Origin of the sequence: Undibacterium sp. 5I2 (assembly GCF_035019605.1) — a bacterium.
Taxonomy (GTDB): Bacteria; Pseudomonadota; Gammaproteobacteria; order Burkholderiales; family Burkholderiaceae_D; genus Undibacterium.
The window spans coordinates 13,798-32,294 of sequence record NZ_JASJVS010000017.1 but is presented as its reverse complement, the minus strand read 5'-3'; the positions used below and the strand labels follow the sequence as shown (position 1 = coordinate 32,294).

Below are 18,497 nucleotides of genomic sequence, written 5' to 3'. Positions count from 1 at the left end.
CGGCCACGGCGGCTGATTATTTGTTTGGAGCGCGACAGATAGGCGGTAGATACGCGACTGGCAAGCTGGTGTGGTCCGTGCCTTGTATCTGCATATTCGCCGGTGCCGCAGCCGCTGCACAGACCCAGGTCACCGGCACTTGGTGGGTATGGTCGACCATGGCTGGGCGCCACGACAAAATTTTTCCGCGGATAGCGCCGTTGGCGTGATTACCGAAAGTCAGGCTGACCACGCCATTGTCTACACTCACTGACGAGACATAATTATTGACGATCTTATCGGCCGCTGGCAGACCGGCGCTGGCATTATCGATAGGAATGGCATTCCCGGCCAGCCAAGCCAGTTCAACCGGTCGCTGTGCAATTTGAGCCAGCGGTAAGGCTGCTGCTATCTGGCTCTGAATGATTTTATACAGATAGGTAGGGAAGGCCAGCGCCGCCAGAATCGCCAGAATAGCGATGACAACGAGCATTTCAATCAGGGTGAAGCCGCTAAATTTTTTCATCGTCGTAGAAAAGTTAAGAATTCGGTGATACGCAATGCTACGGAAAACCACAATTTCCCGCAATCAAGAGCGCACAGACAGCAAAGTTGCAGCAATTTTGCTACGCCGGGATGACAGCGAGCGATGATTGGTCGATAATGCGGGCAACTCCCATCAGCGCCTTCCCATGAACGATCCCATCAACTTGTTCGGTTTGAGCACCAGTTTGCTCGAACTGTTATCCTTTTTTCTCGCGCTCGTCACGGTGGCCTTCAATATCCGGCAAATTCACTGGGCCTGGTTATTTTCCATCATTTCTTCCGCCCTGTATGCCTGGGTGTTTTTCGCTGCTCGATTGTACGGTGACATGGGCTTGCAGGCCGTGTTTATTGCGGTTTCTTTGTGGGGCTGGGTCAGTTGGCGGCGCGGCGTCGCTGAGCGGATTGCGGTGACGCGCTTGGCGCTGGGCGCACGCTGGCTGGCGCTGCTCAGCTGGGGGCTGGCATTTTTTGTGCTGGCGCGCTTTCTCGCTGCCTACACCGACACCGATGTGCCGCATGTCGATGGCTTTCTGACTGCCGGCAGCTTGCTGGGGCAAGTACTGTTATCGCGTAAAAAAATCGAGAACTGGCAAGTCTGGATCGTGGTCGACGTGCTCTATGTCGGCTTATATATCTATAAAAATTTACTGCTGACCGCCGTGCTGTATGCGATTTTCGTTATTTTGGCTGTGGTCGGCTGGCGCTCTTGGAGTCGGGTATGTCAAACAGTATGAAGCGTGGCGTGAGTCTGCCGAAAATTGCTATCGTCGGTGCCGAATCATCGGGCAAGTCGATGCTGGCCGAAGCGCTGGCGAAACAATTCAACACACTCTGGGTGCCGGAATATTTACGTGAATTCGTCGATCTGCATGGCCGTGTACCGCGCGCCGAAGAACAGATAGGCATCGCCGCGACCCAGCTCGCGCGCGAAGATGCACTCGCCGAGCAAGCTCAAAATTGGCTGTTTTGCGATACGACGCCGTTGATGACCGCACTCTACAGTGAACATTATTTTGGCAGTGCTGAGCCGGCTCTGCTGGGCTTGGCCGCAGACCACGCCAAACGCTATGCGCTGACCCTCGTCACTGCCCCCGATACGCCATGGGTGGCCGATGGTTTGCAACGCGAATCGCCCGCCGTGCGGCAGCAAATTCATGAGCAATTGCTGGCCTTGCTGGAGCAACGCGAGATCGCCCATGTACTGGTGCAAGGCAGTTTGGCTGCGCGACTGGAACAGGTAGATATGTTTTTGTCGTTCTTACTCGCCTGAGCCAATACGCGACGCGCAAAAAAAGAGCACTTGCAAGTCCATGCAAGTGCTGCTGTCTGCTGCCAAATTTCTGGACAGCTGCCCTTACTGACTTTCCATTAAGCTCTTGAGATGATCGGCTTTGCCCGGGTGGCGCAGTTTTTTCATCGCCTTGGCTTCGATCTGACGAATCCGTTCGCGTGTGACTTCAAACTGCTTGCCGACTTCTTCGAGCGTGAATTCACTGGTCGTTTCCAGACCAAAGCGCATGCGTAACACTTTGGCTTCGCGTGGGCTCAGCGTATCGAGTGCTTCTTTGAGTTTTTGCTGTACCGAGGCTTGCATCGCCGCTGCCATCGGCGACATGGTCATGCTGTCTTCGATGAAGTCGCCGAGCTGCGAGTCGCCATCGTCACCGATAGGCACATCGAGCGAGACCGGTTCTTTGGCGATTTTCAAAATTTCGCGCACTTTCACTTCGGGCAGGCCCATTTTTTCGGCAATCGCTGCCGGTTCCGGTTCGACACCACTGGCTTGCAACAATTGGCGGCGCACCCGGTTCATCTTATTGATGGTTTCTATCATATGCACCGGCACACGGATGGTGCGCGCTTGGTCGGCAATCGCGCGGGCGATAGCCTGACGTATCCACCAAGTAGCATAGGTAGAGAATTTATAACCGCGCCGATATTCGAATTTATCGACGGCTTTGAGCAAACCGATATTGCCTTCTTGTATAAGATCAAGGAATTGCAAACCACGGTTGACATACTTCTTCGCAATCGAAATGACCAGGCGCAGGTTGGCCTCGGTCATCGCGCGTTTCGCTTCGCCGGAACGCTTTTCACCGGCGATCATTTGTTTATTAATGTCGCGCAGCGCAGCCAAAGGCAATTCCACGCTCAATTCAAGCTGAATGAATTTTTGCTGTAACTCGCGGGCCGCATGGATATGACGTGCTACGGCGGCGGCATACGGCTGTGTCGATTGCATCTCATGTTCGAGCCAACTGGTGTTGGTCGCATGGGTACGTAACATATCGATGAAATAATTGCGTGGCATACCGCATTTATTGACCAGCAATTCGAGCATTTGCTTTTCGTTGGCGCGCAAATCTTTCATTTGTTTGCGCAAGGTATCGCACAACTTTTCCGCCGTTTTCACGGTGAAGCGCAGACCCTGCAGTTCGCGAGCAATCGCTTGCTGGGCTTGGGCATACTCGGCGCATTGATAACCATCGCGCGCGCGCGCCGCTTGCATGATCTCAAAACTTTGCGCAACCACGGCAAATTTTTGCAGCGAAGCCGCTTTCAATTGTAATAATTGTTCATCGCTGATGCCGCCGACATGGGCCGCAGCATCCTCATCGTCTTCTTCGTCGGCTTCTTCGACTTCGTTGATGAGTGGCAGAGCATTCTGGTCGTCGCCGCTCAGCAAGCCATCGATAATATCGTCGATACCGACTTCATCGCTGGCAATTTTGGCAGCGATGACGAGAATTTCTTTGATCGTACCAGGGCAGGCTGAAATCGCCTGAACCATATCTTTCAAGCCATCTTCAATTCGCTTGGCAATCTCAATTTCGCCGCTACGTGTCAATAGTTCGACACCACCCATTTCGCGCATATACATGCGCACCGGGTCGGTGGTACGACCGAAATCGGAATCGACCGTCGCCAAGGCTGCCGCTGCCACCGACTCAGCTTCATCATCGCTGACGGCCGTGGCGACATTATCGGTCAGCAGCAGCATAGCGGCATCGGGCGCGCTGTCATATACCGCTATACCCATGTCATTGAGCGTGCTGATCACATCTTGAATCATTTCCTGATCAGCGACTTCTTCCGGCAGGTGATCATTGATTTCTGCGTGCGTGAGATAAGTACGGTCTTTACCCAGACGTATCAGCTTGGTTAACTGCTTGCGGTATTGTTCCAGTTGCTCTTCGCTATTGGCTGCGACACCCGGTTTTTTCGTGCGAACTCGGGCCGCGCGCTTCATTTCAGCCGATTCGGCGGCGTTAAGCGCTTGGATTTCATCGTTTTCAAATTGGAATTCGCTGGGCTTGCGACCGCGCTTGGCCGGCTCTTTACTGCCAGGCATGACGTACTGCGAGGTGTCGACGGCGGCAAAAGCGACTGTTGCGACTGCTGCGGCTTTTACCGCTGACAACTCGACTGCGGCCGCCATCGGTGCAACTGCTGCGACCAGCGCGGCTGTCGGTGTCAGCGCCGCCGGCAACGCTGTCGGCATCGCCGTCACGCTACTTATGCCGAGCGTGACTGGCCGTACACTGGCGGCTGGCGGCACACTGCTGCGCAGCTTGTCGTTGACGATCACCGGCTTGAGCGTGGTCACCGGTGCGGCGGCGGCAAATTTGCCGGAACCGATACGCGCTTCGCGTTTTAATACGGGTACCGCGGTATGCGGCTGATCCGAGAGTAATAATTTTTTGGCCAACTTAGGCGCCGTTTTCCGTATTACCACCGCGCGCGGTTTGGCGATATCGGCACCTGACAGAGTTTGTAATTCCGCTTTCAAATCAGCGCGAATTTCTGTTTTGACTTCGGCTCTTTGTTCGCTGGCAGTGTTGCTGTCGGCCGCGGTGACGTCATCATCCCCACTCAAGTTCGCGGCCTCGGCACTGAGCTCATCTGGCGCATAGGGCAGGGCGCTGAGCGCCTCAATATCTTCCGCAGTCAGGGTTTTTACCGGTGCGATCATCGCTTCTGCCGACACCGCTTGCAAACGCGAGCGGCGCTTGGTGACAACCATGGTTGGCGTTGCCGCGTTGGCGGCATCGCTCTCGTCGTGCTCGACACTAGCCGATGCGCTGGTGTCACTAGCGTCGACAGGCGTCACCGCAGGACGATTCAGCGACAGGTTTTTCTTACCTAAAGTGAGTGTCGAGCCTGTTTTCGGAGCAGAAATAGGTGAGTCAGTTAAACTATTTTTCATGTAACAAAATCAAGTGCGACAACAAAGGCTTGTCATTAGTGTATGGCAATGGCAATGGCGACAGGCTGTTGACGATCTGATTTTCTGATCAACTGCTTACACGGATGATACTAGTGGAATTCAGCTGTCCACTAGCCCACTGGTGAAAGCGGGCGATGCCGATAAGGGCGGTGCTGTCATCTTGCTCAAACTGGGTCCTACTGGCGAAGCGCAGATGTAATCCATGCTTCCATAGAGACGCGAGCGCCGAATTATCCTCGGCTTAGCACTTCTTGACAAGGTTTGTATGCATTTTTTGAAAATAAAATGCCTACAGTCGCCAGTGCTCGTGCACTGCGGCAAAGTGCTTCGGAAAAAGCATGCAGAAGTCAAGCATCCCGTGCGCTTTGAGCGTGTATCCGTGCAAAAAAAATGCGCCACTGTATTTTTCGGCAAGCTGTTAAGCTATACGCTTTCTTCCCTGATTAAGGGCAACAATGTTGCGGTACACATTGCGCTTTCTGGCCGACCGACTACGCCCTGATAATGCGCTGCGCGCGTTCTTTTCCCTCTTGCCGCTCTTATTTGTTGCGCCGCTGTTGGCGGCGCAACAAGTTCCCGACAGTATGGCACAGCGGCTCAAGGCCTGCACCGCCTGCCATGGTTCGCAAGGACGAGCCGGCAGCGACGGCTACTATCCGCGCATCGCTGGTAAGCCGGATGGCTATTTATATAATCAATTGACTAATTTTCGTGACGGCAAGCGACTCTATCCTTTGATGAACGCGCTGGTGGCGCAGATGAGTGATGCGTATTTGCTGGAAATCGCCCAATTTTTTTCCGCCCAGCATCCGCCATTCGCGCCACCGCCCGCGCCCGCGGTGTCGACGGCCGTGTTGGAACGTGGCCGTATCTTGGTGCATCAAGGTGATCCGCAACGGCATTTGCCGGCTTGCATAGCTTGCCATGGTTCCACCATGACCGGGGTGGCACCCTTCATTCCCGGCCTGATCGGTTTGCCGCGCGATTACTTGGTGGCCCAGCTCGGTGCCTGGCAAACCGGCAGTCGGCATGCCCAAGCCCCCGATTGCATGCAAGTGCTTGCCGCGCGCCTGAGCGCGAGCGATATCGGTGCCGTGTCAGCCTGGTTGTCCACGCAAGTTGTACCAGCGCAGGCGCAGGCGGGCAGCGCTCAAGCTGATTTCCTCATGCCGCTGCACTGCGGCAGCGTTGCCTATACCGAGAAGGACAGGAAATGAAACGCCGCTTGATCATCATCGCGGCGAGTTTGCTGGCCGCCGTCTTCTTGCTATGCGTCTGGGCTTATCAATTCGGCTATGTCACGGCAGCGGTGTCGGCTTCGCCGGCCTTGCTCAGTGGTAAGGCATTAATCGAACAACAACAGCGCGGCGCGTATTTGGCACGCATCGGCAACTGCCAAGGCTGTCATACCGCGCGCGGTGGCAGTGCCTATGCCGGTGGTCGTTTGATCGCCAGTGAATTCGGTCAATTCAGTACGCCGAACATCACGCCAGACCTGCGCAATGGCATAGGCAGTTGGAGTGCCGGCGATTTTTGGCAGGCTCTGCATTTTGGTAAGTCGCGTGATGGCAGCTTACTGTACCCAGCCTTTCCTTATCCGAATTACACTCAGATCACGCGCAGCGACGCCGATGCCCTGTTTGCTTACCTGCAGACGGTGACAGCAGTGGCGACACCACGCCTACCGCATCAGTTGCGTTTTCCGTATAGTGAGCGGCGCTTATTGGCGCTGTGGCGCGCTTGGTATTTTCAAGCACAAGTGTTTGTCGCCGAACCTGCTGCCACGCCGGCCTTCAAGCGCGGGGCTTATCTGGTCAATGGCCTCGGGCATTGCAGCGCTTGCCACAGCCCGCGCAATAGTTTGGGGGCCAATCGCGGCACGGCCGATTTCAGCGGTGCCGAGATGCCGATCTCACGTTGGTATGCGCCCTCATTGTTCGACCCGGCGCAAGCGCACCTGGGCGTACTGACGAAGGCTGAGGCGACGCGCCTGTTACAAACCGGCATAGGCAAAGCCAGTGTGATGAGCGGACCGATGAGTGAGGTAATGATTGAGAGTTTACAGTATTTGAATGACGCCGACCGCGCTGCCATGCTCAGTTATCTGCAGGCCTTGCCACGCAGCGAGGTACCGGCACCCGACCTGCTCGAGCGCGCCTTGGCGCGGCCGCCGCTGTCGCCAACCCGGCTCACATTAATCATGCAGCAAGGCGAAAAATTGTATACCGACCATTGCCTCGATTGTCATGGTGCCAGCGGCAGCGGTGTAGCCGGCATTTATCCTGCCTTGGCCGGTAACCGCGCGCTGCAGTCTGCGCATATCGGTAATCCTGTCCGTATCGTCCTCAATGGTGGCTTTACTCCGCTGACAGTCGGCAATCCGCGGCCGTACAGCATGCCACCATTCGGCCCGCAGCTCAGCGATGCCGACATCGCCGCGCTGCTCAGCTATGTGCGCGGCAGTTGGGGTAACCAGGGCGGGCCGGTGAGCGCGTCCGAGGTCAATCCGTATCGCACAGCTCCGGCCGATTGATCTGTTAAGGTGCCGTCGATTGAATATCCCAGCTCAGCGGTTTGCCGCTGGCATCGGTGACCGTGGTCATTTCCTTGAACACGCGCGCTTGCATGCTATCAGGTAAGCGCACCAAGTCGACGCTGTTGACGTAGTGATCACCCTGCATGAAGGCCCAAGTGAAAAACTTCAGGGTCGCGCGTGATTTTTCCACTTGGCTGGCGGCTTGTTGCATGAGGATGAAAGTACCCATGGTGATCGGCCAAGATTTGGCACCCGGTTTGTCTGTCAGCGTTTCTTCAAAATTCCCTTGCGTTTTCCAGCTGCTGGCTGTCAAGGCGGTAGAAAATCCTTCTGGCGACGGTGTTAAAAACTTGCCCTCACGGTTTTGTAACTGCGCCACATCCAATTTATCTTGCACCACATAGTTGTAATCGATATAGGCAATACTATAGGAAGTTTTTCTCAGGCTGGCCGATATGTTGCTGCTGCCTTTAACTTGGCTCAGACTGCTATTCCAAGCGATGGTAAAATTTTTGCCGAACTTGGTTTGCCATTGCGGGCTGATTTTGCACAGATAATCGGTGAAATTCCACGTTGTCCCGGAACCGTCTTGACGGACAAATGCCGCAATACTCTTTGCCGGTAAGCGCAGGCCAGGGTTGAGTGCAGCAATGGCGGCGTCATTCCAGCTCGTGATGGTGCCGGAGAAAATTGCTGCCAGCACCGTCCCGTCGAGGCGCAATTCGCCCGATCGTATGCCGGGTACATTGATCGCGATGACCACGCCGGAAATAGCAGAAGGAAATTGAATCAACTTGGCTTTTTTTAAGTCTGCACGCGACATGGCAACATCGCTGGCACCGAAATCAACTTGATTTTCTTTGATTTTCTTAATCCCGGCCGAGGACCCGGCCGGTTCATAATTGAGCTGATCACTGTTGTTTTTGGTGTAGGCCTGGGCCCATTTTTGGTACAGTGGTGCGGCGGCCGAGGAGCCGGCACCTTGAATTTCCACGGCGCTAGCGGCGAGTGGCAGCAATGCCAGTAGAGAGAGAAAATAGCTCAGACGTGTCATGATGTTTGGCATAGTGGATAGGTAAGCGGTAGGTGGGATAATTCGATTCGGCGCGATTATCTCATGCCTTGCGGCAATCACGCAGCGGTGCAAATTGGTAATCAGCCTGTCATCTGCAGGCTTTATGCTTGCTTATTATTCTTTGTCGGCATATTGTTTATATAATTTACCTTTTTAAAATGGGAGGCCGAAATGGCAACTGTCACAACTAAGAAGCAAGACCCCGCTGCCGCGCCGGCAGTCGTTGTACCGAGTGCGGCGGTGGCACCGGCAGCAGCGCTGAAAAAAGCCGCTGCACCGGCCCGCAAAAAACCGCTTGCCACCAAGCCGGTCGCGAAGCTCGTTGCCAAATCTGCGCTCAAGCCAACGGCCGCAGCAAAACCGCAGTCAAAACCAGCGACACCGAGTAAGCCGGCACAAAAACCGCTCAGTGTCAGAGCCGTGGCGAAACCGGCCCCGGCCGCCCTGGAAAAACCGCGTAAAGCAAAACTGGTACGCGACAGCTTCACCATGCCCGAAGCCGAGTATGCCGTGCTCGGCTTGGTGAAAAAGGCCTGTTTGAAGGCTGGTGTCGAGGTCAAGAAAAGTCAATTGCTGCGCATTGGCTTGGCCTTGTTGCATGCCACTGAGGTAGCGACTTTGAAAAAAATGATCGCCGAACTTGCGCCGCTCAAGGCCGGTCGACCGAAGAAAGAAAAATAAGCCGACGCACTTTGATGTTCCGCTTTCAGCCTCCCTGGCCAGCCCTGGCTCGGGAGGCTGTTGTTTTTTCATCTGTCATCGTGGCGACATCGGCCTGTCATCGTCTTGAAGTAATCCTCCTTTATCCTGCTTCGTATTGAAACCGCCCGGGACGTTAATTCGATCGGTGTAGCCGAACCGGGAGCTTTCTTTACAGTGTGGGTGCGCACGGACAAAAATTTACCAAGGACGATGAATGCGATTACTGACCATACCCGCGGATGCTAATCCGAGCTTTTCCAAACTCAATCTCAGCCTGGCTACGACGGCCAAGGAAGTCAAGGAAGTTCAGCGCTTGCGCTACAAGGTATTCATTGAAAGCATGGGCTTGTCGGCGCTGGCCAATCCTGATGGGCTCGACAAAGACGAATTTGATGCGCATTGCGATCACCTGATCGTACGTGACACCAAAACTCTCAAGGTGGTCGGTACCTACCGTATCTTGGGACCGAATGCCGCGCGTGAGCTCGGTCGTTACTACTCCGAATCCGAATTTGATTTATCGCGCCTGCATAATGTGCGCAACAGCGTGGCCGAAGCCGGGCGCGCTTGTATTCATCCCGACTACCGCAGCGGTGCCGTCATCATGCTGTTGTGGGCAGGCTTGGCCGCTTATATGCGGCGTGAACGCTGCTCGCACCTGATCGGTTGCGCCAGCATCAGCCTCACCGATGGTGGCCAAAATGCGGCGGCGATTTATCGTGGCCTCAGTGAGCGTGATTTCTGCCCGATCGAATATCGGGTGGCACCATTATTACCATTCCCAGTTGAAGACATCGATATCAGCAATGTCACGGCACGCATCCCACCGCTGCTGAAAGGTTACTTGCGTGCCGGTGCCTGGGTTTGTGGTGATCCGGCTTGGGATCCTGATTTTCATTGTGCCGATCTGTTCGTCATGCTGCCGCTGGCGAATTTGGATGATCGTTATGCGCGCCATTACGGTACGGTGGAATGAAGACAATGAGCGCGGCCGAGCACTTTCTGAACAAGAAATTACACAAGACCGGCAAGCGCGAAGTGATGCGCTTTCGTACGATTTGGATTTCTGATCTGCATCTGGGAACCAGTGGCTGCCAGGCCGCCAAACTGCTGGAGTTTTTACGCGCGACCGACTCCGAGACTTTATATTTGGTCGGCGATATCATCGACGGCTGGCAACTCAAGCGGCGCTGGTATTGGGATCAAACCCATAACAACGTGGTGCAGACGGTACTCAAGAAAGCCAAAAAGGGTACGAATGTGATTTTTGTACCGGGCAATCACGATGAGTCGATACGTCAATTCATCGATCTCGATTTCGGTGGCATTCAAGTTCGTGACGAGCTCGTGCACACGACCGTCGATGGTCGGCGCATGTTGGTATTGCACGGCGATCGTTTCGATGCCGTCATTTCTTGTGCTAAATGGATTGCCTACCTCGGTGATAACCTCTACACCGTGATTTTAAAATTCAACCAAATCTTCAATAATTGGCGCGCCCGCGCCGGTTTACCTTACTGGTCTTTGTCGCAGTACCTGAAGTTGAAAGTCAAAAATGCGGTCAGTTATATCACGCAGTTTGAAGACGCTTTGGCTGATGAAGCGCGTCGTAAAGGGGTAGATGGCATCATTTGCGGTCACATACATAAGCCGGAAATTCGCGATATCAACGGCATTTTGTATTGTAATGACGGTGATTGGGTCGAGAGTCTTTCAGCCTTGGTCGAAGATGCTCATGGCAAGTTGAGTCTCGTGACTTGGCATGATATCGTGCACGCGCCGCAAACTCAGTTGCACAGCGCCGCTGATGAACTCGATACGCTGGCGGTATGAGTTCGGGCAGCGCTTGCTGCACACATTATTTCAGCACTAATTCCGGTGCCATCACGGCTTTCAGATAAATCTTGCTGCTGCCATCTTCATCTTGTTTCTGTGAAATCCACCAAATATTTCCCTTTTTAATCGCCACCTCATGCATAGGCATGTGCAGCAAGAAACTGACGATCTGACCTAAGTAAGGTTGGTGCCCCACCAGCAGCACCGGTTCACGGCTGTTTGGCCAGTTGGCCGCTTCCAGTGCCTGCAGCGGACTGCTGTCGACTTGTAATTCATTGACTAGTTTGATTTTTCTCCCACGCGCAGCCAGCGCCTCGGCGGTGTCTCGTGTGCGTAGCGCCGGGCTGACCAAGACGCGGCAAGTGTCGGGCAGGGTACTGTCTAGCCACAGTGCCATCTTAGCGGCTTGTTTGATACCCTTGCCAGTCAATTTGCGCGCCGCATCAGACATGCCTATACCGGCCAATTCAGCTTCGGCATGACGCCATAGTATTAAATCCATCAATCGCTCTCCGGTGCCGACAGGGAACCTAATTGTTGCATCAAATATTGCTGGGCACAGAACAAGCTTTGTTTTCCAGCGCTCTGACGGGCTTTTTTACGTTCGTAATTGCCATCTGAATCGAGCACCCAGGCATTGACATTGTCTTTCAAGTACGGCTCCAATCCTTCCGACAGGATGCGTTTCTTGAGCGATTTTTCCAGCACCGGAAAGGCGACTTCGATGCGACGGAACAGATTCCGGCTCATCCAGTCTGCACTGGCCAGATACATATCATGCGCCAGATCGTTGCGGAAGTAATAAATTCGGCTGTGTTCGAGGAAGCGACCGATCACCGAGCGCACGCGAATATTTTCTGATAAACCAGCAACACCGGGGCGCAGCGCACAGGCGCCGCGAATGATCAGATCGATCTTCACGCCATCGGCCGAGGCCGCATATAAAGCGCGAATCACCGATTCATCCAGCAAGGCATTCATTTTTGCGATGATGCGACCAGGCCGTCCCTCGCGGGCGATACGCGCTTCATTGCGTATCGCCTTGATGATCTGCGGTTGCAGCGCAAACGGTGCCAGCCACAGATACTCGAGTTTTTTCGGTTTATTCAGACCAGTCAAGTGAATGAACACTTCGCTGACTTCGGCGGCCATACCGGGATGCGCCGTGAGTAAGCCGAAATCGGTATAAAAGCGCGTGGTCGACGGATGGTAGTTACCGGTACCAAGATGGGCGTAGTGGCGCAAGATACCGTTTTCTTCGCGGCGTATCACCAGTGCCAACTTGGCATGGGTTTTTAATCCGACCACACCGTATACCACTTGGGCACCGGCGCGTTGTAACTTATCGGCCCAATTGATATTGGCTTCCTCATCAAAGCGCGCCATCAACTCCACCACCACCGTGACTTCCTTACCGAGTCGGGCCGCCGTGATCAGCGACTCCATCAGATCGGAATTCATACCGGTACGGTAAATCGTCTGCTTGATCGCGACCACAGCCGGATCGAGCGAGGCCGAGCGAATGAAGTCGATCACGGTTTGAAACGGCTGAAACGGATGGTGTAACAGAATATCTTGCTTGCGCAACACGCTGAAGACATCGGCATGCGCGTACTTGGCGATGGCTTTGGGGGAGAAGGGGGGGAAGCGTAAATTGGCTTGCTTGACGTGGTCGACCAGCTCACCCAAGCGCACCATGTTGACCGGGCCATCGACCGGATATAAACGATCGGGCGTCAGATTGAATTGCTCCAGCAAAAAGCGCGCTAAATCTTCCGGGCAATTTTTCGCTACCTCAAGACGCACCGCTGCGCCGAACTGCCTGGTCTGCAACTCGCCTTGCAAGGCTTGGCGCAGATTTTTCACTTCTTCTTCATCAACCCATAAATCGCTGTCACGTGTGACGCGAAATTGCGAGTAATTGATCACTTCGCGACCATTGAACAGATCGCCAATGTGCGCGTGAATGATGGAGGACAGTAAACAGAACGACAGCCCCTTAGGGGAAATCTCATCGGGCAAGCGAATGATACGCGGCAGGACGCGCGGTGCTTTAACGATGGCGATCGCCGTACCGCGACCGAAAGCATCTTTGCCGGCCAAGGAGACGATGAAATTCAAACTCTTATTCACCACTTGCGGGAATGGATGGGCCGGATCGAGGCCGATAGGCGTGAGCAGCGGGCGCACCTCGCGGTCAAAATAACTCTTCACCCAAGCGCGCTGTTCTTCGGTGCGGTCGGTATGACGCAGCAGATGTATGCCTTTTTTAGACAGTTGCGGCAGGATGTCTTGATTTAATAATTCGTACTGGCGCTGTACCAGTTGATGGCATTCGTCGCTGATCCGTTTGAGCATAGCTTGAAAGCTGGCGTGCTCGACCAATTCGCCATCGACCGTATTCTGTGCCAGCAGGCTGGCGACGCGCACCTCAAAAAATTCATCAACATTACTGCCAACGATACACAAGTACTTGAGCCGCTCGAGCAGCGGAATGCTTTTATCCTCGGCTTGTGCCAGTACCCGCCAGTTGAAAGCGATCTGTGACATTTCACGATCGAGAAAAATCACCGAGCGTGGCAACTCTTTGACCACCTCTTTCAAGGTTTTTTGAGGCGGACTGCGTTTGGCCGCTTTGATGATCACTTTGTTTTCAACATTCTCGCTTGGCTGGGTTTCGCTGACTTCAGCTGTATTGCTGATGACTTCTGGATTTGGCATAGTTTTTTGCATGTCATGAAGGCCCACATAAGTGTACGACCTTATTCTAGTTGAGCAACATGACAAGTTTATGACAGAAAAGTGGTCAAAAATTAAATATTTCAAGTATATTTCAAGTCGTCATGATCCTGTCACAATTGACTTGTAGAGTGCATTCACGTGGAAAGCAACTTATTTTAACCCTGAGGTGAACATGTCTAAATCTCGTATTGTGAAATCCCTGATCGCAGCGGCCAGTATGGCGTTTTGTTTTTCGTTAGCCCATGCTACTGATATTACCGGTGCCGGCGCGACCTTCCCGTACCCAATTTACGCCAAATGGGCCGAAGCCTACAAAAAAGCTACCGGCATTGGCCTCAATTACCAATCGATCGGTTCTGGCGGCGGTATCAAGCAAATCAAAGCACATACAGTCGATTTCGGTGCCTCTGACATGCCCCTGAAGCTTGAAGAGCTCGATGCTGAAGGTTTGACGCAGTTTCCAGCCATTATCGGCGGCGTCGTACCTATCGTCAACCTGGCGGGCGTTGCTCCTGGTACGATGAAAATGACTGGCGATGTCTTGGCTGGCATTTATTCTGGCAAAATTCTCAAATGGAATGCGCCGGAAATCGTCGCACTCAACCCTGGCATCAAATTGCCGGACGAAGAAATCACGGTCGTTCACCGTTCCGACGGTTCCGGCACAACCTTCCTCTGGACTGATTACCTGAGCAAAGTCAATGCCGACTTCAAAGCTTCGGTCGGTTCTTCGACTGCCGTCAAATGGCCGGTTGGTTTGGGTGGCAAGGGTAACGAAGGCGTCGCCGCCAACGTACAGCGCATTAAAAACTCGATCGGCTATGTGGAATACGCCTACGTCAAGAAAAACAAAATGGTCTACACCATGCTGAAAAATGCAGATGGCCAATTTGTTGAGCCGGATGATGCGAATTTCAAGGCTGCTGCTGCCAATGCCGACTGGTCCAAAGCACCGGGCATGTACTTGGTTTTGACTAACCAACCGGGTAAAGCCACTTGGCCTATCACTGGCGCTTCCTTCATCCTCATGCACAAAGCCCAAGCTGATGGCGTGCAAGGTAAAGAAGTGTTGAAATTCTTTGACTGGGCATATAAAAACGGTGGCGCTATGGCTGCTGACCTCGATTACGTCGCATTGCCAGTACCGGTAGTGAAACTGATCGAAGATAACTGGAAAGCAAAAATCAAGGATGCTTCCGGTAAAGCTGTTTGGTAACTTTCCAATTGTTGCATCATTAATTTATTGATGTAACCTGTTTGTCAGGCCGAAAACCTCGTGTTTTCGGCCTTTTGCTGAAAAGCACATATGCCCGCCAATACCCCATCCGTCATTATGACCGCATCCATTGCTATGCCTGAAGCCCTTCCTTTTCCGTTCGCTGCCAAGCTCAGTGATGCCAAGATGGCGCTCGTCATGCGCCGCCAGCGCTGGCAAGATTTCTTTTTTCATAAACTCACACTGAGCTTCGCTGCCTTGGTGTTGATTGTCTTGTTAGGCATTATTTTTTCCTTATTCGTCAACGCCCTGCCGGCCATGCGCGAATTCGGCTTGGCCTTCGTCACCACGGTAGAGTGGGACCCGGTCAATGACAAATACGGTGGTTTGATCGCCATTGTCGGTACGCTCGCTACCTCGATCATCGCCTTATTGATCGCTTTCCCCATCAGTTTCGGGATCGCCTTGTTTCTCACCGAAATTTGCCCGGCTTGGCTCAAGCGCCCGCTCGGCACCTCGATAGAATTATTGGCCGGTGTGCCCAGTATTATTTACGGCATGTGGGGTTTGTTTGTGTTTGCCCCGCTGTTTGCCGACTACGTCCAACCGGCCTTGCACGCGACGTTGGGGCAGTTGCCCATCGTCGGCATTTTGTTTTCGGGTCCGATGATAGGCATCGGTATTTTGGCCGCCGGCATCATCCTCGCCATCATGATCATTCCTTTCATTACTTCGGTGATGCGCGATGTGTTCGAAGTCGTGCCGCCGGTACTGAAAGAGTCGGCCTACGGCCTCGGTTGCACCAAATGGGAAGTGGTGCGCAAGATTGTTTTACCGTATACGAAAATCGGTGTAGTCGGTGGCGTCATGCTCGGCCTCGGTCGCGCACTCGGCGAAACCATGGCCATCACCTTCGTTATCGGTAATGCCCACCGCTTATCTTGGTCCTTGTTCTCCGCCGGTAACAGTATCGCGTCGACCTTGGCCAATGAATTCGCCGAAGCCGAAACCACACTCCATGTGTCCTCGCTGTTCTTGCTTGGCTTGATCTTGTTCGTCATCACATTCATCGTCCTCTCGGCTGCCAAACTGATGTTGCTCGGCCTGAGTCGCAAAGAAGGAACGAAATAATGCAAAATTCTATCAGCATCAGTGCGGCCAATCCGGTCTACCGCCGCCGTTTGATGGTGCACCGTCTGGGAATCTTTCTGTCATCGATGGCGATGGCGGTCGGTTTGGTATTTTTGATGTGGATCTTGTTCACCCTGCTGATCAAGGGTTTCTCTGCCATCAACCTCAACATGTTGACCGAGTCGACCCCGGCCCCGGGTAGTGACGGCGGCGGCTTGATGAATGCCATCGTCGGTAGCTTCATGATGGTTGGCAGTGCCACCCTGATCTCGACACCGATCGGTATTTTGGCCGGTATTTATCTGGCCGAGTATGGCGATAAGAGCTGGTTCGGCAGTATTACCCGCTTCGTCACCGACATCATGTTGTCGGCACCATCGATCGTTATCGGCTTGTTTGTGTACGCGATCTATGTCGCCAACGTGCGCCATTTCTCCGGTTGGGCTGGCAGTATCGCCATCTCGCTGATCGCCATTCCGGTGGTAGTACGCACCACTGATAATATGCTCGGTCTGGTACCGGCGAGCTTGCGTGAAGCGGCCTTCGCACTCGGGGCACCGCGTTGGAAGGTCGCCTTGCTGATACGCTTACGTGCGGTGAAGGCTGGCGTCATGACCGGTATCTTGTTGGCCGTGGCCAGAATTTCCGGCGAGACCGCACCATTATTGTTTACCGCCTTGAACAACCAATTCTTCAACGGCAATATGAACAAACCGATGGCCAATCTGCCGGTGGTGATTTACCAGTTTGCCATGAGTCCGTATGACAATTGGCGTGACCTGGCTTGGGGCGGCGCTTTGCTGATCACCCTCAGTGTGCTCGGATTGAATATTTTGTCTCGCACCATCTTCAATCAAAAAGTAAATCATTAATAATCATTCGACTTCACACCCGTCAGTTCGGGTGTGAACGATTTTACCCGGCATGGGCGGGGGCAGTTTAATTCAGGTACTTTATGACGACTTCAAACGAGCAAACACAAAAAACCGCGATCGCCATCAGCGGCTTGAATTTCTTTTACGGTGCCACACGCAGTTTGCGTGATATTCATTTAAATATTTACGACAAAAAAGTCACCGCCTTCATCGGTCCATCCGGCTGTGGTAAGTCGACGCTGCTGCGTACGCTTAACCGTATGTATGATTTATATCCGGGCCAGCGCGCTGAAGGCAGCATTATCTATAACGGCAAGAATATCCTCGATGCCGATCAAGATATCAATTTGTTACGTGCCAAAGTAGGCATGGTATTTCAGAAGCCGACGCCGTTTCCAATGTCGGTGTATGACAATATCGCCTTCGGTGTCAGGTTGTATGAAAATCTCTCCAAAGGCGAGATGGACGAACGGGTTGAATGGGCGCTGCGTAAAGCGGCTATCTGGACCGAAGTCAAAGACAAGCTTAATAAAAGTGGTTTGAGCTTGTCTGGTGGTCAGCAACAGCGTTTGTGTATTGCCCGTGGCGTGTCGGTGAAACCGGAAATTTTATTGCTGGACGAACCGACCTCGGCACTTGATCCGATTTCCACCGTGAAAATCGAAGAATTGATCAGTGAACTCAAAGAAGAGTACACGATTGCCATCGTCACACACAATATGCAGCAAGCGGCCCGTTGCTCCGACTATACCGCTTACATGTATCTTGGTGAATTGGTCGAATTCGGTGAAACCGATCATATCTTCATGAATCCGGTGAAGAAAGAAACACAAGACTACATTACTGGCCGTTTCGGCTGATACTAAATCGGCCGCGCCGCGCGCGGCCCCACAACATTCAGGGAGATCCCAGTGACAGGCGAACATTCTTCAAAACAGTATGATATGGACCTCGAAACGATACGTTCCAAGGTTTTGCTGATGGGCGGCTTGGTGGAAAGTCATTTCCATGATGCCATGTCGTGCTTTCGTACCGGTAACGTCGACCAAGCCGAAGCGGTGATTCAATCTGACCTCGAAGTCAACCGCCTCGAAGTGTTGCTCGACGATATGTGCAGCCATTTGATCGTCAAACGTCAGCCAGCCGCCAACGATTTACGTACCGTCATGGCCACCGGTAAAGTGATCACCGACCTCGAACGGATCGGCGACGAATCGACCAAAATTGCCCGCATCGCCAGAGATGCCAATGCGAACCGCCGTGGCACACCGATGTTCAGCGGTTATGAAACCGTGCGGGTGCTGGCCAGCAGCGTCGCCGACATGTTGCATCAGTCACTCGATGCCTTCGCTCGTCAAGACGAAGCCAAGGCGGTGCAATTGATCGCCCATGACGAATTGATCGACAACGATTTCCGTTCCATCATGCGCAATCTGATCACCTTCATGATGGAAGATCCGAGCACGATTTCCTCCTCGCTCAATACGCTGTGGGTTGCCAAAGCGATTGAACGGGTCGGCGACCATGCCAAAAATATCGCTGAATACACGATCTATATCGTCGAAGGTAAAGACATTCGGCATTCGGATTACGTTACGAGCAAACAGGATAAAAAGAGTTTATAAGAGACA

Annotated in this window: 17 protein-coding genes; 12 read left to right on the top strand and 5 right to left on the bottom strand. The window is 53.3% G+C overall.

Annotated features, from left to right (window positions below; translation table 11 throughout):
* Positions 1 to 16: 16 nt before the first annotated feature.
* On the bottom strand, positions 17 to 505 hold the full coding sequence (locus QN359_RS08240) for a pilin (RefSeq protein ID WP_322248959.1): 489 nt from the start codon (positions 503 to 505) through the stop codon (positions 17 to 19).
* Positions 506 to 671: 166 nt separating this feature from the next.
* Between QN359_RS08240 and pnuC the strand changes: the two genes are divergently transcribed.
* Both pnuC and QN359_RS08230 read left to right on the top strand, forming a co-directional pair.
* A complete protein-coding gene (pnuC, locus tag QN359_RS08235; protein ID WP_322248958.1) occupies positions 672 to 1,259 on the top strand; it encodes a nicotinamide riboside transporter PnuC in 588 nt (195 codons plus the stop codon).
* Entirely contained in the window at positions 1,244 to 1,795 is a 552-nt protein-coding gene (locus QN359_RS08230) for an ATP-binding protein (RefSeq protein WP_322248957.1), read from the top strand. The genes pnuC and QN359_RS08230 overlap by 16 nt, the downstream gene beginning before the upstream one ends.
* A gap of 84 nt (positions 1,796 to 1,879) precedes the next feature.
* Here the strand turns inward: QN359_RS08230 and rpoD are convergent, their stop codons facing one another.
* Positions 1,880 to 4,732 (bottom strand): RNA polymerase sigma factor RpoD, encoded by a 2,853-nt coding sequence (rpoD, locus tag QN359_RS08225; protein ID WP_322248956.1) that lies wholly within the window; start codon positions 4,730 to 4,732, stop codon positions 1,880 to 1,882.
* A 476-nt stretch (positions 4,733 to 5,208) separates the two neighbouring features.
* Between rpoD and QN359_RS08220 the strand changes: the two genes are divergently transcribed.
* Positions 5,209 to 5,970 carry a c-type cytochrome gene (locus QN359_RS08220; protein ID WP_416352101.1) on the top strand — a complete coding sequence of 254 codons (762 nt, stop codon included), beginning with the start codon at positions 5,209 to 5,211 and terminating at the stop codon, positions 5,968 to 5,970.
* Complete coding sequence (locus QN359_RS08215) at positions 5,967 to 7,286, top strand: cytochrome c (RefSeq protein ID WP_322248955.1); 1,320 nt, start codon at positions 5,967 to 5,969, stop codon at positions 7,284 to 7,286. Before QN359_RS08220 ends, QN359_RS08215 begins: the two co-directional genes overlap by 4 nt.
* Positions 7,287 to 7,290: 4 nt before the next feature.
* Here QN359_RS08215 and pstS (QN359_RS08210) read toward each other — a convergent pair whose 3' ends face one another.
* Positions 7,291 to 8,343, bottom strand: coding sequence for a phosphate ABC transporter substrate-binding protein PstS (gene pstS / locus QN359_RS08210; RefSeq protein ID WP_322248954.1), 1,053 nt, complete (start codon positions 8,341 to 8,343; stop codon positions 7,291 to 7,293).
* 192 nt (positions 8,344 to 8,535) lie between these two features.
* Here pstS (QN359_RS08210) and QN359_RS08205 point away from each other — a divergent pair, with 192 nt between their 5' ends.
* The 3 genes from QN359_RS08205 (at position 8,536) to QN359_RS08195 (ending at position 10,899) form a co-directional block, all read left to right on the top strand.
* Positions 8,536 to 9,045 (top strand): hypothetical protein, encoded by a 510-nt coding sequence (locus tag QN359_RS08205; RefSeq protein WP_322248953.1) that lies wholly within the window; start codon positions 8,536 to 8,538, stop codon positions 9,043 to 9,045.
* 235 nt (positions 9,046 to 9,280) lie between these two features.
* Entirely contained in the window at positions 9,281 to 10,042 is a 762-nt protein-coding gene (locus QN359_RS08200; RefSeq protein WP_322248952.1) for a GNAT family N-acetyltransferase, read from the top strand.
* Positions 10,039 to 10,899: a UDP-2,3-diacylglucosamine diphosphatase gene (locus tag QN359_RS08195; protein ID WP_416200198.1), complete on the top strand. Its 861-nt coding sequence runs from the start codon at positions 10,039 to 10,041 to the stop codon at positions 10,897 to 10,899. Before QN359_RS08200 ends, QN359_RS08195 begins: the two co-directional genes overlap by 4 nt.
* A gap of 25 nt (positions 10,900 to 10,924) precedes the next feature.
* Here the strand turns inward: QN359_RS08195 and QN359_RS08190 are convergent, their stop codons facing one another.
* Together QN359_RS08190 and ppk1 are read right to left on the bottom strand one after the other, a co-directional pair.
* Complete coding sequence (locus tag QN359_RS08190; RefSeq protein ID WP_322248951.1) at positions 10,925 to 11,404, bottom strand: SixA phosphatase family protein; 480 nt, start codon at positions 11,402 to 11,404, stop codon at positions 10,925 to 10,927.
* Positions 11,404 to 13,623, bottom strand: coding sequence for a polyphosphate kinase 1 (ppk1, locus tag QN359_RS08185; RefSeq protein ID WP_323493234.1), 2,220 nt, complete (start codon positions 13,621 to 13,623; stop codon positions 11,404 to 11,406). The genes QN359_RS08190 and ppk1 overlap by 1 nt, the downstream gene beginning before the upstream one ends.
* Positions 13,624 to 13,816: 193 nt before the next feature.
* On the opposite strand from ppk1, the gene pstS (QN359_RS08180) reads away from it, so the two are divergent.
* The 5 genes from pstS (QN359_RS08180) to phoU all read left to right on the top strand — a co-directional run bounded on the left by pstS (QN359_RS08180) (position 13,817) and on the right by phoU (position 18,491).
* Positions 13,817 to 14,860, top strand: a complete 1,044-nt coding sequence (gene pstS / locus QN359_RS08180; protein ID WP_323493236.1) for a phosphate ABC transporter substrate-binding protein PstS — start codon at positions 13,817 to 13,819, stop codon at positions 14,858 to 14,860.
* 186 nt (positions 14,861 to 15,046) lie between these two features.
* A complete protein-coding gene (gene pstC / locus QN359_RS08175; RefSeq protein WP_322251139.1) occupies positions 15,047 to 15,991 on the top strand; it encodes a phosphate ABC transporter permease subunit PstC in 945 nt (314 codons plus the stop codon).
* Entirely contained in the window at positions 15,991 to 16,863 is an 873-nt protein-coding gene (pstA, locus tag QN359_RS08170) for a phosphate ABC transporter permease PstA (protein ID WP_322248950.1), read from the top strand. The genes pstC and pstA overlap by 1 nt, the downstream gene beginning before the upstream one ends.
* An 83-nt stretch (positions 16,864 to 16,946) precedes the next feature.
* Positions 16,947 to 17,726 (top strand): phosphate ABC transporter ATP-binding protein PstB, encoded by a 780-nt coding sequence (gene pstB, locus QN359_RS08165; protein ID WP_322248949.1) that lies wholly within the window; start codon positions 16,947 to 16,949, stop codon positions 17,724 to 17,726.
* Positions 17,727 to 17,777: 51 nt separating this feature from the next.
* Complete coding sequence (gene phoU, locus QN359_RS08160; RefSeq protein WP_322248948.1) at positions 17,778 to 18,491, top strand: phosphate signaling complex protein PhoU; 714 nt, start codon at positions 17,778 to 17,780, stop codon at positions 18,489 to 18,491.
* The last annotated feature ends 6 nt before the right edge of the window (positions 18,492 to 18,497 follow it).